Origin of the sequence: Millisia brevis NBRC 105863, from assembly GCF_001552615.1 — a bacterium.
In the GTDB taxonomy this organism is placed as follows: domain Bacteria; phylum Actinomycetota; class Actinomycetes; order Mycobacteriales; family Mycobacteriaceae; genus Millisia; species Millisia brevis.
Map to the genome: position 1 here is coordinate 14,448 of NZ_BCRN01000029.1, position 15,916 is coordinate 30,363.

The following is a 15,916-nucleotide window of genomic DNA, read 5'->3' on the forward strand; positions in this document are numbered from 1 at the left end:
GAAGGTGCCGAATACGACACCCGGGGCCGAAGGTCCCGAATGCGCAGCCCGCGAATCGAACGTACCCCGGCGAACCCTCGGCAGCGACCGACGGCGTCGGTAGTGTCCCGTGCAGGGCGGCACGCACGGGAGGAGCGCACGGGCACATGGCAGGCACGTCCACCGCGACGACATCCACCGCGACGACTCGGCGGGACCGATTCCTCCACCTGTGGGCCGGCCCCAACCTTCCCGCGCTGGTCATCACGATCATCATCGCCATCATGGGGTCGCTGTTCGTGCTCTCGTACAGCCTCGCCATGGCCAATCCCACCCCGCGCGACGTACCGATCGGCATCGTCGACGACCCCGCGACGATCGCTGAGGTCACCTCCACCCTGGATTCCCGATATCCGGGGATGTTCACCGTGGATCGTTTCGATTCCACGCCCGCCGCGCTGGACGCCCTCGATCACCAACGGATCTACGCCGTCGGCGTGCGGGACTCGCCGACCACGGCGACGCTGACGCTGTCGAGCGCCTCCGGGGATTCGATCGCCCGGGCGATCGAGCAGACCGTGCCCGATCTGGAACAGCAACTCGGCGTCACCTTCACCGTGCACGACGCCCACCCGCTGTCGGATCGCGATCCGTCCGGTTTGGTGATCTTCTATCTGGCGATCGCCGCCTCGATCGTCGGTTTCGTCGGGGCCATCCAGACCCGGGTCAACGCACAGGGATTGACCTTGCGCGGCGAACTGATGTGGGATCTGATCCGCAGCGCCGTCACCGCCCTGGCGGTCGCGACCGTCGTCGGCCCGATCATGCGCTTCGAGACCTTCCCGGTGCTGCCGGTGTGGCTGGTCCTCGCGGCCACCATGTTCATCGGCGGCATGGTCTACAGCTTCTGGCGGGTGACCATCGGGGCGCGGTGGGCACTGCTGCCGACGTGGCTGATGTTCGTGGTGGTCTCCAACCCGTCGTCGGGCGCCGCCGTCGCACCCCAACTGTTGCCGCCGTTCTACGAGTTCATGGGACGGTGGCTGCCGATCGGGGCCACCGTGCGTCTCCTGCGCGACCTCGCCTACTTCCCCGACGCGGTGCACCCCGAACCGATCGTGGTCCTGTGTATCTGGCTGGTGGTCGCGACCACCGCCTTCGTGGTCGCGCGAATCATCCGGCAGGGCACCGGTTCGTCCGAGCCTCCGAAGGCGCCCGACCCGACACCCGCGATCGCCGAGGAATCCACATGACCGACCATCGACCCGTCCCCTCGCGCTCCGCCTCCGAAGAGGGAGTCGATCATCCGACGGTCCGCGCGCTGCGGGCGGCGATCGCCGCGCCCACCATCGCCCGGGACGCCGGCACCGATGCCGACGCGAGTGCGGACCTGCTCGCCGCGGAGACGGCCGCGTTCGACCGGTTGCACGCCGCGCTGGCCGAGCACTTCCCGTTGCTGCACGGCACGCTCGACCTGGTCCGCCCGGCCGGTCACGCCTTGCTCTTCCGGTGGCGGGGTCGTACCGACGCGGACCCGGTGGTGTTGATGGCCCATCAGGACGTCGTGCCGATCGGTGACGGGTCGACCTGGACATATCCCCCCTTCGCCGGCGTGGTCGCCGATTCGCCCGAGGGACCGGCGATCTGGGGCCGCGGCGCCCTGGATGACAAGGGCTGCCTGGTGGCGATCTGCGCGGCGGTCGAGCGGCTGCTGGGCGAGGGCTTCGTGCCGCAGCGGGATATCTGGCTGTCGTTCGGGTCCGACGAGGAGGTCATGGGGATCACCGCGGAAGCGGCGGTCGATCACCTGCGGGATGCGGACGTTCGGCCCTGGTTCGTGCTCGATGAGGGCGGGGCGGTCGCCGCCGATGCGCTGCCGGGGATCACCGCGCCGATGGCGGTCATCGGGGTCAGCGAGAAGGGGTTGGCGCTGCTGGAGCTGCGGGCGGAGGGGCGCGGCGGGCATGCCTCGACGCCCGCGCGCAACGGTCCGGTGGTGCGGGTGGCGACGGCCATCGCCGCCCTCGACCGCGCCTCGATGCCGGTGCGCCTGCCGGAGCCGAGCCGAGAGCTGCTGCGGCGGATGATCCCGGTGCTGTCCGGGCCGATGCGCCGCGCGGTGAGCATGGTGGACGGCCCGCTCGCACCGGTGTTCACCCGGGCGCTGGGTATGGCGGGACCGGAGGCGTCCGCGATGGCCCGCACCAGTCTGGCGACCACGATGATCTCCGGGTCCCCCGCTCCGAACGCGATCGCGGCCAGCGCCTCGGCGATTGTCAACGCCCGCATCGTCGTCGGGGATACCATCGCGGGCGTGGTCCGGCACGTCCGACGGGTGGTCGGTTCGGGGGTCGAGGTGCGGGTGATCGGCGGCAGCGAGCCGAGCCCGGTATCGCCCTATCGGGACGATCCCGCTTTCGATCTGCTCGAAAAGCTCACGAACTCCGTCTTTCCCGAGGCAACGCCGTCGCCGTATTTGATGCTCGGCGCCACCGACTCCCGACATTTCACCCGAATCTGCAACCGCGTCTACCGTTTTGCGCCGTTCCCGATGAGCCGGGCGCAACGGGAGAGCGTGCATTCCTTCGACGAACGCCTCACCGTGGACGGGCTGCTGCGCGGGGTGGAGTGGTACATCGCCCTGCTGCGCGGCATTCCCGAATGATCCTCTCGGTCGGCGGGGTCCCCCGGACCCGCTCGGGCGGTCGGAGATGACCGACTCGCCGCAGGCTCGCCGTCCGGCCGGGTATCCGCGTGCCGGGCTGTGGACGATCGTCGGTTTCCTGATCGCCGTCGAGATCGCCAGTGGCGTTCTGCAGGGGTTCTATACGCCGATCATCACCGATATCGCCGACCATCTCGGCATCGCGCACGGCGACGTCAACTGGTTCGAGGCCGCCCAGTTGATGGTCTCGGCGCTCGCCGCGGCGGTGTTGACCCGTTTGGGCGATCGGTGGGGCCACCGCAACGTCCTGCTGTTGTCCACGGCGATCACCGCGATCGGGTCGTGGATACTCGTTGTCGCGCCCAATTTTTGGACCTTCCTGGTCGGGTGGGCCGTCCAGGGCGCCTATGTGGTCTGGCTGCCGGTCGAGGTGGCGATCATCCACCGCCGCACCCGCGACCGGGCCGATCGGGATCGGGTGACGCGGCGGGCGGCGGCGCTGCTGGTCGCCGCCCTGGAGACCGGGGTGATCATCGCCGCGGTGACCAGTGGACTTCTGGTGCAATCGGTTTCGATCACCATGCTGCTCGCGATGCCGGCGATCGCGGTGACCCTGGCGCTGGTGGTGATCCTGCTGTGGATCGAGCCGACACCGGGTGCGGACCGCTCGCCGGTCGATGTCATCGGGCTGCTGCTGCTGACCGCGACGATCGGCCTGGTGATGGGGGGACTGGTGGTGATCCGCCTGCTGGGTCCCGATTCGCCGTGGCCCTGGCTGCTGCTGGTCGGCGGGATCGCGGTCGGCGGCGCACTGGTGGCGGTCGAACTGCGCATCGCTCATCCGCTGATCGATGTCCGGCTGCTCGCCGATCGCGCGCAATGGCCGATTCAGTTGACCGCCTTCCTGTTCGGGATGAGCGTGCTCGGCGCGCAGATCCCGCTGTCCACCTTCGCCCGGGCGGATCCGCAGGCGGTGGGGTACGGGCTCGGCGCCTCGGCAGCCGAGGTGTCGACGCTGGTCGGTGCCTACGTGGTGACCCTGGTGATCGGGGCCCTGCTGCTGCCGGTGGTCTCCCGCGTGTTCGGTCCGCGCGGTGGCTTGGCGGCGGGCGCACTGCTGGTCGCCGCCGGCTACGGGCTGTTCGTCCCATCGCACGACACCACCGCTCAGGTGCTGCTCAATCTCGGGCCGGCCGGTATCGGCTCGGGAATTCTGATCGCGGGACTGCCGGCGGCCGCGGCGGCGAGTGCGCCCGAGCATCGGACGGGGTTTGCCACCGGAATGACCAACGCCGGCAAGACCGTCGGCGGCGGCATCGCGTCGGCGATCTTCGCGATCGCCCTGACCGCAACCGGCTCCCTCGACGATCCGGGGGTCGGCTCGCCGCCGCTGTCCGGATACCTCACCATCTGGACGATCTGCGCGGCAAGCGCATTGCTCGCCGCGGCGGTGTTGCTCGCCACCGACCGGGTGCACGCCACGGTCCGCCCGGGCCGGGCGATCACAGCGGCCCCGGGCCGGACGATCACCCGGGTTCGGGAGATCTGCGCGGGTCCGGGCCAAGTGATCAGAGCGGGTCCGACGACCGATCGCCCACCGGGAACTGATCGGCCATCCGGCGGACCGCCGCGAGCAGGGCATCCACCGCGGGGCTGCGCCGATCCGCCGAGGCGATCACCCACAGCATCCACTCCAGCGGGTCGGCCAGCGGCATCGCCACCACCCCGGCGACCGGGACCGCGCTGGCCTGGGTGATCGCGATCCCCAAACCGGCGGCGACGTAGCTGGGGATCTGGGCCAGGTCGGGGATTTCGACCACCACCCGGCGGGCCATTCCCAGCTCCGCGTAGTGGCGATCGACCTGCTCGCGGTTGGCGAACCCGCGCGGCATGTCGATCTGCGGCTCGTCGGCCAGCGCGGCGGCTTCGAGGGGATGGCCGACGGCAGCGAGCGGATGGCTCGACGGCACCAACACCACATAGCGTTCGGCGATCAGCCGGGTAGCCTCCACGCCGACCAACTCCTGCGGTGCGCCGCCGACCCAGGCGACGTCGACCCGGCCGCGCCGGACATCGTCGATCAGCCCGGCCGAGCCGCGCGGCGACATCGACAGTCCGAGCTCGACCAGTGGGTGGTTGTGATGGAAGCGCCCCAGTAGGCCCGGCACGTCGAAGGGGATCGAGGTGATCACCCCGACCCGAATCCGACCGCGCAGGCCCGCGCGGGTGAGGCGGCCGATATCGCGCATCCGATCGGCCTCGGCGAGCATCCGCCGCGCCACCGGCAGCAACTCCTCCCCGGCCGCGGTCAGCGCGACCCGTCGGGTGGTTCGCTCGAAGAGGGTGACCCCCAACTCGTGTTCGAGGGCCGACACCCCCGCCGAGACGGTCGACTGCACCGCGACCACCCGACCGGCCGCGCGCGTGAAGTTGAGCTCGTCGGCAACGGCGACGAAGAACTCGACCTGGCGGATGTCCACCCGATCAGCGTGCGCCGTCGCGGCACTTCGATCAATCGGAATTGTCGATGATCGTCACCGGATATCTTCGTTGGACTCGATCAATCGCCGCCCGCATGCTGCATATATGGGCAGTTCGACCACACCGGAGCTTCCGGCCACACCGCACGCGTCGACGAAGCGGGATCGATCGACCACGCTTCGGGTACCGGAAGCGACGGGCCGGCAGGATCATCCGGTGACGCAGGAACGGTCGAGAGCCCGATGGCACGCCCCGCAGATCCCGCACGCCGCCGGCTTCTGGCTGATCGCGGTGAGCTTTCTGACGCTGATGTCGTTCACGACGGTCCCCACCCCGCTCTATCCGCTCTATCAGCAGCGCGACCACTTCGCGGATTCGATGATCACGGTGATCTTCGCCGCCTACGGCGTCGGTGTGCTCGCCGGCCTGCTGCTCGCCGGTCACATCAGCGACCAGTTGGGGCGGCGACGGATGATCGTGGTGTCGGCGGTGCTGTCGGTCATCGCGGCCTTGCTGTTCATCTCGTCGGCGTCGGTGCCGATGCTGCTGCTGGCCCGGTTCATCAACGGATTCGGAATCGGCACGCTCACCGCGGCGGCCACCGCCCACCTGACCGAGCTGCACGATGTCGGCTACCCGAAGCGCGACAACCGCTTCGCCGCCACCGTCGCCACGGTGGTCAACACCGGCGGTCTGGCGCTCGGACCGCTGGTGGCCGGGCTGCTGACCGAATGGCTGCCGCACCCGCTGACGCTGCCGTTCGTGATCTACGCGGTGGCGCTGACGATCGTGACGGTGGCCGTGCTGACCGTCCCGGAGACCGCGCAGCCGGCCGAACGATGGACCTACCGGCCGCAACGGGTCCGCGTCGACGCCGCCCACCGTCGCGAATTCGGCACCGCCGCGCTGGGCGCCCTGGCGGCGTTCTCGGTCTTCGGGGTGTCCACCTCGCTGGCGGCCACCTTCACCCGCGCGATCCTCGACAACCCATCCCGGCTGGTCGCCGGCAGCATCGCCTTCGGGGTGCTGGGCGGGTCGGCGGTCGCCCAGGTGCTCTGCGTGCGGATGTCGGTCACCCAGCGGCTGCGCCTGGCCTGCGGATTGATGACGGTCGGGCTGGTCATGATGGCGATCAGCGCCCCGACGGCGTCCCTGGCCCTGTTTGCCGGTGGTGGCGTCGCGGCGGGCGCGGGCAGCGGACTGGTCTTCCAGGCCGCGATCCAAACCGCCGCACGGTTGGCCGTTCCCGAGCACCGCGCCGAGACGATCGCCGGGATGTTCGTCGCCGCGTACATCGGCATCACCGTCCCGGTGGTGGCGGTCGGGATCGCGCTGACCGCGACCGGCAACCCGGTGGCCGTGCTGGTCGTCTTCTCCGGGTTGGTGCTGGTGACCGTGCTGATCGCGATCGCCGCGATGCTGCGCGACGTGCGCCGGCGGGCCTGAGAGGCCCGGTCCGGCGGGTCCGCGCACGGGTCGAAGGCCGGGGCGGCCGGCAGCCGTCCTCGCTAGAGTCGTGGGGTGAATCCGGTGGGCGTCGGGGCGATCGTCGTCGGCGTCATATGTCTGGCGGCGCTTCTGCTGCGCGTGCGCACCGATCCCGCGCGGCTGCGCAACGCCGGTTGGCTGGTGGCCGCCTGCGTCCTGCTGTGGTTCGGTGTCGCGATCGCCCTGGAGCCGCTGCTGCCCCAGATCGCGGTCCCGATGATCGCGGGCATCATCTGGGGATCGCTGGCCTCGGTGACGATCGTCCCGGTCGCGGCGATCATCAATGGGCTGGTGGTACTGCGGCGGGAGGGACCCGGCATCCCCGCGGCGCTGCCGCTGGTCGCCGGTCTGGTCTGTCTGATTGCCGCCTGGTACGTCTGGACCTTCGGACTCGACTACACCGGCGGCACCCCGACGATCCTGTCGATCCTGACCCTGTCCGTGCTGGCGGTATCGGCCTACGTCGGTGTGCTGTTCGTCGGCTACGCCGGGTATGCCGCTCTGTACCTGCGTATTCCGGTCCCGACCGATATCGCCGCCACGGTCACCCTCGGTGCGGCGCTGACGGACGACAGGGTGACCCCGCTGCTGGCCGGTCGCCTCGACAAGGCGATCGGAGTGCGCGGCAACGCATCCGGGTCCGATCGGGTGCTGATGGTGGTCTCGGGCGGACGCGGATCGGACGAACCGGTCGCCGAAGCGGACGCGATGGCGCGCTATCTGCACGATCGGGGGATCGACGATCGCGACATCCGGCGCGAGGACCGGTCGACCACCACCCGGGAGAATCTGCTGTTCTCCCGGGCCGTGCTCGCCGCCGAGGGGCCGCTGTCCGGAGACGTCGTGGTGGTGACCAACAACTTTCACGCCCTGCGCGCGGCGTCCTTCGCCCGCGAACTCGGGCTGCCCTGGCAGGTCGTCGGATCGCCCACCGCCCGCTACTACCTACCGACGGCGTTCCTGCGGGAGTTCGCCGCGATCGTGGTGCGCCATTGGCGCATTCACCTGCCGGTCGTGGTGATCCTGGTGCTGCTGCCGCTCATGCCGCTGCTGATCCCGCTGGTACCCCCACCGATCGGATGAGCCTTCCGGCCGTTCAGCCCAGGCGTGCCCGATCGTGCGGCTCGAGCCAGACCCCCTCTTCGGGTCCCTTCGGGACGATCCCACTGGGATTGATGTCGGTATGCACGATGTAGTAGTGCTTCTTGATCTGCTCGAAGTCGATCGTCTCGCCGAAACCCGGTGTCTGGTACAGGTCGCGGGCGTAGCCCCATAGGTTCGGCAGCTCGATGAGCTTCTGTCGGTTGCACTTGAAGTGCCCGTGGTAGACCGGGTCGAAGCGGGCGAGGGTGGTGAACAGTCGCACGTCGGCCTCGGTGATCGCATCGCCCATCAGGTAGCGACGGTCGGCGAGGCGTTCCTCGAGAAAGTCCATCGCCGTCCAGAGTCGGTCGTAGGCAGCGTTGTAGGAGTCCTGCGAGCCGGCGAATCCACAGCGGTAGACGCCGTTGTTGACCTCGGTGAAGATCCGGTGCATCACCTCCTCCATCTCCTCGCGCACCTCGGCGGGCCACAGGTTCGGAGCGTCCGGCTTGTGAAACTCGCGCCACTCGAAGAAGAAGTCGTGGGTGATCCACGGGAAGTCGTTGGTGACGACCGCACCGCTGGGCACGTCGACCACCGCCGGAACGGTGATGCCGCGCGGATAGTCGGCCTCCCGCGCGAAGTACGCCTGCTGCAACCGTTCGATACCCAACACCGGGTCGACCCCGTCCGGGTCGAGATCGAAAGTCCAACTGCGCTTGTCGTGCGTCGGGCCGGCCAGACCCATCGAGATGACGTCCTGCAGGCCGAGCAGATTGCGCACGATGATCGCCCGGTTCGCCCAGGGGCACGCCTTCGCGGCGATCAATCGGTACCGCCCGGGCTCGACCGGGCGGGTCGGCACCCCCTCCGGTACGGCCGCGCCCGGCCACGGGTCCTGCGAGCGACCGGGTTCCGCCGTGATCCGATCCGGTAGGTAGCGCATATCGCGCTCGAAGGCCTTGCCCTTCTCCGTATACGTCGGCTTCAGATCGGTGCTCATTCATCCACGCTACCGCAGAAGGTTCACACTTCAACCGAATTGCGGGCGCCGTGACCACCTGCACACAGCGGTCGGGAGCGGGTCGACCCGGGCCTGCGCCGCACGTCGCCCCGCTCCCGCAGTCGTTCTCGAGTCAGTCGGACGCGGCCACCGGCTCGGCGAGCAGGACCGGGATCAGCCGGTCGGTCTTGGTGGCGTACTCCGCGTACGGCGGCCACACCTCCACGGCGCGCTTCCACCACAGTTCGCGCTCGTCGTCGTGCAGCTCGCGGGCGACGTAGGTGCCGACCGCCTGTTCGTCGCGGATCTCGACCTCCGGGTGGTCGACGATGTTCCAGTACCAGACCGGATTCTTCGGGGCGCCGCCCATCGAGGCGATCAGGGCGTAGGCGCCGTCGTGTTCGACGCGCATCAACGGGGACTTGCGCAGCTTGCCGCTCTTGCGGCCGATCGAGGACACGACGACCACGGGCTTGCCGTTGAGGGTGGTGCCCTCCGCGCCGTTCGACGACTCGTACGTGTCCACCTGGGTGCGGACCCATTCCTCGGGGCTGGGTACATATTCTCCGGTAATCGCCATGGGCCCGAATCTACGCCCGGCCCCGCGGACGGTGTGCGTAGATCTTCCTCAGCGATGGGCCGAGGAGATAATCCCCTCGGTGGCCCGCTGAGGCGAATCGCCGACCGCCGCTCACTGCGCGGTGACGAAGACCTCGTCCCAGCCGGTCGCGCCGTCGGGCACCGTGCCGACGACCTCCTCGGTCTGGGTGGTGCCGGTGCGGTCGGTGGCCCGCACCGTCAGCAGGTGCTTGCCGGGCGCGCAGTCGACGGTGGTCGTCCACTGCACCCAGGTATCGACCGAGGGCACGCGGCCGAGTTCGCAGGTGGCCCAGTTGCCTTCGTCGAGGCGTACCTCCACCTTGTCGATGCCGGTGTGCTGGGCCCAGGCCACCCCGGCGACGCGCAGGTCGCCGGCGGTGACGGTGCCCGGCCGCGGGACGTCGATGCGGGACTGGGTCTTGACCGGCCCGAGCATCGCCCAGCCGCGCTGCACCCAGTACGGGCTGAAGTTCTCGAAGCGACCGACCTCGAAGTCGACCACCCACTTGGTGGCCGAGACGTATCCGTAGAGTCCGGGCACCACCGCACGGACGGGGAAGCCGTGCTCGATCGGCAGCGGGTCGCCGTTCATCGCCACCGCCAGCAGCGCGTCGCGGTCGTCGGTGAGGACCTCTATCGGGGTGGCGCAGTTCCACCCGTCCACCGAGGTTTGCAGGACGGCGTCGGCGTCGGGGTGCACTCCGGCCTCGGCGAGCAGCGGAGCGATGCGCACCCCACTCCACCAGGCGTTTCCGATCAGATCACCGCCGACGGGATTGGAGACGCAGCAGAGGGTGACCCAGGCTTCGGTGCGCTCGCGGGCGAGCAGGTCGGCGAACGACAGGGTGATCTCGCGGTCGACCATGCCGTGGATGCGCAGCTGCCACCGGTCGGGGTCGACGGTGGGGACCGAGAACGCGGTGTCGATGCGATAGAAGCCGTCGTTGGGAACCTGCCAGGGGCCGAGGCCGGGAACGCCGAGGTCGGCGCCATCGGGGACCACACCGCGCGAGGCACCGAGGTTCAGCGCGTCGCGGGCGGCCTCGACTGCGGAGCGTGCGCGCAACCACTGGGCGCCGGCGAGGCCGACGACGGAGGCGACCGCCACCCCACCGAGCAGGTAGAGGAAGTGACGCCGATCGGTGCCCGCGCGCGAACCCTCCTGCCCTGCAGATTGTTCGGGGGAGAGCGCCCGACTCCTGCGGCTCAGCAGGGCGTGGCAGAGCAGCCAGCTTCCGGCGCCGACGAGGTAGGGCACCAGCGAGATGTCCTCCGCCGCCGGCCGGGTGAGCGCCGCGATCACCCCGAACAGGCCGAGCAGCGTGAAGACCACAGGTCCGGTGCGCCGACCGCCGCCGAGCGCCGCGATCCCCACCGCCCCGACGACGACCGCAGCGGTCACGATCACCTTGTCGGAGGTGCCGAGCAGGCCGATCGCCCACTCGACCACCGGCCCGGGCGTCAGGTCCCGAACGAACTCGGCGACCGCGTCGATCGGGCCGACGCGGTTGCCGAGGATCGCCGCGGTCACCTCGGCCGCGGCCAGACCGACCAGGCCGGTGGTCACCCCCACTGCCGCGTCGCCGACGCCGTAGCCCGACCGCACCTCCGGGGCCTCACCCACCTTCATGGGTCGATTGTCACCCCGGAGGGCGGGTCGGGTGGTGGAAGCCGGCGGCTACGACTTCTTCGGGGGCGCGTTGAGCAGTTCGATGAACTGCGGCGCGTTGGCCGCGACCGCACCGAGACCACCGATCGCCGTTCCGGCCAGCGACGAGGTGGTACCCACCAGGACCGCACCGCCGACGCACCCGGCGAGCGGGCCGAACCCGAAGAGCAGGGCCGCCGGCGCGGAGACCGCCGCGCCGACCGCCGCACCGAGCAGGCAGCCGGTGACCAGACCCGCTGCGACGCCGAGGAATCCACCCACCGCGGCGGTGAGGGTGATGTTGTCCTTGACCGCGGCCACCGCCGCCGGCAGATCGGTCTGCCGGAAGACCGGCAGCACCGACTCCGCCGACTCCGGTCGCATGTCCGGGGTCAGCCGGGCCGAGTCGCCGGTGATGGCGGCGTCGACCGGGTGCTCGACGCCGTTCTGCTCGATGGCCAGTGGCACCGAGTCGACCATATTGCCGCCCGCGTCACGCACCACGAGGTGGTTGTCCTCGTTGCTCAGGGTGCCCGCGTCGGTGTGCACGATGACGTCCCCGCCGTCCATGGCGACGTTCCAGCTCACCGGAGCCGGTGGGGAGACCGGATCCGCGCTCGCGACCGCGGGTCCGAGATAGAGGGACACCGCGGTCGCGATGCCGGCCGCCAGTGCGACCCGCCCGGTGATCATTCCTTTTGCCTCCTATACGGCAGCGGGCCCGCTGCCCGCTTGCCATCGCCGAATTCACTGCGCGGGCAAGTGAACTAGGACAATCCACCGGATGCACGTGTTGACCAACGCGCTACCAACGCCCAACCGACCGGTGGATGAACGGTGGGTATCGCCCGACGGTCCACCCGCGTTCGCGCCGGTCACCGGGCGCGGGGCGAGAGCCGCCGGCCCGGCGACGCGCGGGCCTGCCCGCGAGGCCGATACCCGCTCTTCGCAGACGGGTTCCCCGGGTACGGGTGCGGGTTTACTTCCGCCACCGATGGTCATGCGCTGCCGTCGATCCGGTAAGGCGCGGAGCCGATCCCGCCGTCTCCACCCCCATACCGTCGTCGCGCATTCACTCGGTATTCACCACTCCGACGGGATGAAGCCGACATTTGTGTCGACGGGAGCCCGCACGGATCCGTGCGCGAAAGGCGCCGGACCACAACGCCAGTGCACTAGGGTGCGAGAAATGACCGGTTCTGCGAGCGAAACCCTCTGGCATATCGCACTACTCGACGATTGGACCGCGGCCCGCGCCGCCGGGGATTATCGGATCTCCACCCGGGGGTCGACGCTCGACGAGGTCGGCTTCATCCACAGTTCGCATCGACATCAACTCGACGGCGTGGCGACGCGCTTCTACGCCGACGTGACCGAGCCGCTGGTCGCCCTGGAGATCGACCCCACCCGGGTGACGGCGGAGATTCGGCTCGAACCTGTCGCCGGACCGGGCAGCGAAGAGTTCCCGCATATCTACGGGCCGCTGCCGGTATCGGCGGTGCGGCGGGCCATTCCGGCCCGGGTGGAATCCGGCGCCCTCGTGCTCGACGAGGGCGCCTGAGCGGTTACTGGAGGTGGTTGTCCAGCCAGGCGATGACGTCGGCGGTGACCTCGTCGCGGTTGGTCTCGTTGAGCACCTCGTGCCGCGCGCCGATGTACAGGTGCAGGGAGACATCCTCGACCCCGGCGGCCCGGTACTGCTCGGCGACCTGCAGGACGCCCTTGCCGCCCGCACCGACCGGGTCGAGGGACCCGGCGATCAGCTGGATCGGCAGTGACGGCGGCACCTTCGCGATGGTGGCCTTGTTGTTGATCCCGTCGAGGCCGGCCAACAGGTCGGCGAAGAACCCGGTGGTGAACACGTTGCCGCACAACGGGTCCGCCACATAGGCGTCGACCTCCGCCGGATCGCGGGAGAGCCAGTCGAAGTCGGTGCGCTTCGGGGCGAATGCCCGGTTGTACTGCCCGAAGGTCAGCGTATTCATCAACGGGGAGCGCACCGTCCGACCGCGCACCTTGATCTCGAGCGCCGCGATCGCGGCGCCCGCCTTGCCGAGCAGACCCTGGTCGCCGGCGGTGCCGGAGAGGATCAGTCCGGCGAGGTCGTCGCCGTGGCGGGCGGCGTAGGCGCGGGACAGGAAGCTGCCCATGCTGTGCCCGAAGAGGAACAGCGGCAGCGTCGGGTGATCCTGCCGGATGCGCTCGGAGACCGCGTAGAGATCCTCGACGACGGTGTCGAAGCCGGTCTCGTCGGCGAAATATCCGTGCCCGGAGCCGACCGGATTGGTCTGCCCGTGCCCGCGATGGTCCTCGGCGTAGACCGCGTAGCCGGCGTCGTTGAGAGCGGCGGCGAAGCGGGCGTAGCGGCCGGCGTGCTCGGCCATCCCGTGTGCGATCTGCACGACGGCCTTCGCGGGGGCCTCCGGCTCCCAGCGATAGGTATGCAGGGCGATGCCGTCGGCCGCGTTCACCGTCGTCGTCTCGCTGGTCATCCGGACCACTCCTCCCGCCGACCATCGGTATCGCGGTCGACGCCACGACCGTACGTCAGCAGCCCGGTGCCGGCGGCTATTCGACACGGGCGATTCGAACGGGCCGGCGGCGCGGCTACCCGAGGTCGGCGGCAGGAGTGCGGGGCCGCGGTCAGCCGACCGACTCGATCGCCAGCACGACGCGGTCACCGGAGAGGGCATCGCGCAGCGCGGACTCCGGAACCACCCCGTCGACCACCGGCAACCCGGCCGCCTTGGCGTAGCCGCCCAGCTCGCTGAGCTTGCGCAGCGCGGCGACCGCCTGCTCGGTATCGGTGAGGCGTCGACTGCGTCCGGTGACCCGATCCTTGCCGATCGTCAGCGTGGCGGTCTCCCCGTTGGCGATATTGCGCCACCACTTCGAGTCGGTCGAGATGTAGGTGGCGCCGCCGTCCCGGACGTATCCGACCGGGAACGTATAGGCCGCGCCGCTCTTGCGGCCGGTGAAGCCCAGCAGCAGATATTTGCCGCTCATCATCGAGTGGAATCGCGATCCGAGGATCGCCTTCGGGAACGCATTCATCAAGGTAGAGCCGGTGCTTGCCATGATCTTCCTCCTAATGATGACAGTGTCTACTTGCTGACGAGCCAAGTATGGGGTTCCATGTAGCCAATGTCAACTTCTCCGGAATCGACCTCCCGATACCACCGCGGCAACGTCCGACAGGACACCCTGGCGGGGGCGCGGCGCATGCTCGATCGCATGCCCGCCGACAAGATCAGCCTGCGCGAGGTGGCCCGCGAGATCGGCATCAGCCACGCCGCCCCCTATCGGCACTTCCCGGACCGCGAGGAGTTCATCCGGGCGCTCGCGGCCTACTGCCTCACCGAGTGGACCAACGAGCAGCGCGAGGGCCTGGCGAAGGCGCAGACCTCCGACGCCCGGCTGCTCTCCCTCGGCGAGACCTATGTGGGGTGGGCCGCCCGGAACCCGTACGCCTTCCGACTGGTCTTCGACCCGGCGATCGCCGCGACCACCGAGCCCGGCGAATTGCGGGCGGCGATGGATGCCCACGGCGACCTATTGACGTCGGTGGTCGGCGAATTGGGCGCCCAGGGGCGGCTGCCTCGGTCGGGGTCGGCGCATATCGGGCTGGCGCTGTGGAGCACCGTGCACGGCCTGGCGCAGTTGGTCACGCTCGGACAGGCGGACGTGAGCGCGGTTCCGGGGGTCCTCGACAGCCTCACCCACTCCTGGTCCCGCTGAGCGTGCCGACCCGTCCGTCGTCGGCCCGCAGACCTGACATCTCGATCGAGCGGCGCTCCGCTACGCTGTCCCGAAGCCGAGGGGCGCTGCGACGGGCGAGGACCCGCCACGCTCGGCTGTGATCGGTCACCAAGGGCGCCTCCGACCAGGAGGAGCCGCCATGGCGACGTCCGATCTCACCGACTACATCGCCGGTCTACCCAAGGCCGAACTGCACGTTCATCACGTGGGCTCGGCCGGCCCGGAAGCGGTGGCCCGCTTGGCCGCCCGACATCCGGACAGCCCGGTACCCACCGATCCCGCCCTGCTGGCCGACTACTTCCGCTTCACCGACTTCGCGCACTTCATCGAGGTATACGTCAGCGTGGTCGACCTGATTCGCGATGCCACCGACATCCACGATCTGACCTACGACGTCGGTGTCGACCTCGCTCGGCAGAACGTCCGCTACGCGGAGGTGACCCTGACGCCGTATACGTCGGTGATCCGCGGCATCGCTCCCGAGGCCTATTGCGAGGCGGTCGAGGCGGCGCGGGTCGAGGTCGAGCGCGATACCGGCACCGTCCTGCGCTGGTGCTTCGACATCCCCGGCGAACTCGGCATCCCGGCCGCGGAGGGCACCCTGGATATTGCGCTCAACCAGCGGCCGGACGGTTTGATCTCCTTCGGTCTCGGCGGGCCCGAGATCGGCGTTCCCCGTGAGCAGTTCGCACCCCATTTCGCCGCCGCCCGCGCCGCCGGCCTGCACAGCGCTCCGCACGCCGGGGAAACCACCGGCCCGCAGACGATCCGGGATGCGATCGAGCATCTCGGCGCACAACGGATCGGACACGGTATCGCGGCGGCCGCCGATCCCCAACTCATGGAATATCTGGTCGAACACGATATCGCCCTGGAGGTTTGCCCGACCTCCAACGTCTGCACCGGCGCGGCGCCGAGCCTCGACGCCCATCCGTTGCCCACCCTGGTGGCCGCCGGCGTACCGATCAGCATCAATTCCGATGATCCGCCGATGTTCTCGACCACCCTGCTGCACGAATACGCCGTCGCCGCGGACCTGTTGGGCCTCGACCGCGCCGGGATCACCGACCTCGCTCGCGCAGCGGTCCGCCAGTCCTTCCTCGACGCCCCCGGCCGCGCCGCCCTGCTGGCCGAAATCGACGCCTACGCCCTGTAGGCAGCGATCGGGTCCCGCAAGCCGCGGCGGGCGCGGTTCCCGGGACCCGATCAG

The 15,916-nt window shown here is 69.7% G+C and carries 14 protein-coding genes, 1 pseudogene and 1 riboswitch; of the genes and pseudogenes, 8 read left to right on the plus strand and 7 right to left on the minus strand.

Annotated elements, in window-relative coordinates:
* The first annotated feature begins 146 nt into the window (after positions 1-146).
* The 3 genes and pseudogenes from MB1_RS24015 to MB1_RS24025 form a co-directional block, all read left to right on the plus strand.
* The gene (locus MB1_RS24015) at positions 147-1,232 is read left to right on the plus strand and encodes an ABC transporter permease (RefSeq protein WP_066913494.1); all 1,086 of its coding nucleotides are present in this window, start codon (positions 147-149) and stop codon (positions 1,230-1,232) included.
* Positions 1,229-2,644, plus strand: coding sequence for a M20/M25/M40 family metallo-hydrolase (locus MB1_RS24020; RefSeq protein ID WP_084352602.1), 1,416 nt, complete (start codon positions 1,229-1,231; stop codon positions 2,642-2,644). Before MB1_RS24015 ends, MB1_RS24020 begins: the two co-directional genes overlap by 4 nt.
* Positions 2,645-2,690: 46 nt before the next feature.
* Positions 2,691-4,130 (plus strand): annotated as a pseudogene (locus MB1_RS24025) (MFS transporter); the annotation flags it as partial.
* 82 nt (positions 4,131-4,212) lie between these two features.
* Here MB1_RS24025 and MB1_RS26725 read toward each other — a convergent pair.
* A complete protein-coding gene (locus MB1_RS26725) occupies positions 4,213-5,124 on the minus strand; it encodes a LysR family transcriptional regulator (protein ID WP_084352604.1) in 912 nt (303 codons plus the stop codon).
* Between the two features lie 217 nt (positions 5,125-5,341).
* On the opposite strand from MB1_RS26725, the gene MB1_RS24035 reads away from it, so the two are divergent.
* On the plus strand, positions 5,342-6,571 hold the full coding sequence (locus tag MB1_RS24035; protein WP_169801731.1) for an MFS transporter: 1,230 nt from the start codon (positions 5,342-5,344) through the stop codon (positions 6,569-6,571).
* Between the two features lie 75 nt (positions 6,572-6,646).
* Entirely contained in the window at positions 6,647-7,696 is a 1,050-nt protein-coding gene (locus MB1_RS24040) for a YdcF family protein (RefSeq protein ID WP_066913500.1), read from the plus strand.
* Between the two features lie 13 nt (positions 7,697-7,709).
* On the opposite strand, the gene MB1_RS24045 is transcribed toward MB1_RS24040, so the two are convergent.
* The 4 genes from MB1_RS24045 to MB1_RS24060 all read right to left on the minus strand — a co-directional run bounded on the left by MB1_RS24045 (position 7,710) and on the right by MB1_RS24060 (position 11,640).
* Positions 7,710-8,699: a glutathione S-transferase C-terminal domain-containing protein gene (locus MB1_RS24045; protein ID WP_066913502.1), complete on the minus strand. Its 990-nt coding sequence runs from the start codon at positions 8,697-8,699 to the stop codon at positions 7,710-7,712.
* 133 nt (positions 8,700-8,832) lie between these two features.
* Positions 8,833-9,279: a nitroreductase family deazaflavin-dependent oxidoreductase gene (locus tag MB1_RS24050; protein ID WP_066913504.1), complete on the minus strand. Its 447-nt coding sequence runs from the start codon at positions 9,277-9,279 to the stop codon at positions 8,833-8,835.
* Positions 9,280-9,390: 111 nt separating this feature from the next.
* Positions 9,391-10,929 (minus strand): molybdopterin-dependent oxidoreductase, encoded by a 1,539-nt coding sequence (locus MB1_RS24055; protein ID WP_084352608.1) that lies wholly within the window; start codon positions 10,927-10,929, stop codon positions 9,391-9,393.
* Between the two features lie 48 nt (positions 10,930-10,977).
* Positions 10,978-11,640: a DUF8020 domain-containing protein gene (locus tag MB1_RS24060; protein WP_066913506.1), complete on the minus strand. Its 663-nt coding sequence runs from the start codon at positions 11,638-11,640 to the stop codon at positions 10,978-10,980.
* A gap of 496 nt (positions 11,641-12,136) precedes the next feature.
* Between MB1_RS24060 and MB1_RS24065 the strand changes: the two genes are divergently transcribed.
* Positions 12,137-12,508: a DUF952 domain-containing protein gene (locus MB1_RS24065; protein WP_066913508.1), complete on the plus strand. Its 372-nt coding sequence runs from the start codon at positions 12,137-12,139 to the stop codon at positions 12,506-12,508.
* A gap of 4 nt (positions 12,509-12,512) precedes the next feature.
* Here MB1_RS24065 and MB1_RS24070 read toward each other — a convergent pair whose 3' ends face one another.
* Positions 12,513-13,439 carry an alpha/beta hydrolase gene (locus MB1_RS24070; protein WP_066913522.1) on the minus strand — a complete coding sequence of 309 codons (927 nt, stop codon included), beginning with the start codon at positions 13,437-13,439 and terminating at the stop codon, positions 12,513-12,515.
* 151 nt (positions 13,440-13,590) lie between these two features.
* Positions 13,591-14,025 (minus strand): nitroreductase/quinone reductase family protein, encoded by a 435-nt coding sequence (locus MB1_RS24075; protein WP_084352609.1) that lies wholly within the window; start codon positions 14,023-14,025, stop codon positions 13,591-13,593.
* Positions 14,026-14,091: 66 nt separating this feature from the next.
* Here MB1_RS24075 and MB1_RS24080 point away from each other — a divergent pair, with 66 nt between their 5' ends.
* Complete coding sequence (locus MB1_RS24080) at positions 14,092-14,685, plus strand: TetR/AcrR family transcriptional regulator (RefSeq protein ID WP_084352611.1); 594 nt, start codon at positions 14,092-14,094, stop codon at positions 14,683-14,685.
* A gap of 72 nt (positions 14,686-14,757) precedes the next feature.
* Positions 14,758-14,833: riboswitch (S-adenosyl-L-homocysteine riboswitch) on the plus strand.
* Positions 14,834-14,845: 12 nt separating this feature from the next.
* The gene (locus tag MB1_RS24085) at positions 14,846-15,862 is read left to right on the plus strand and encodes an adenosine deaminase (protein ID WP_066913514.1); all 1,017 of its coding nucleotides are present in this window, start codon (positions 14,846-14,848) and stop codon (positions 15,860-15,862) included.
* Positions 15,863-15,916: the final 54 nt, after the last annotated feature.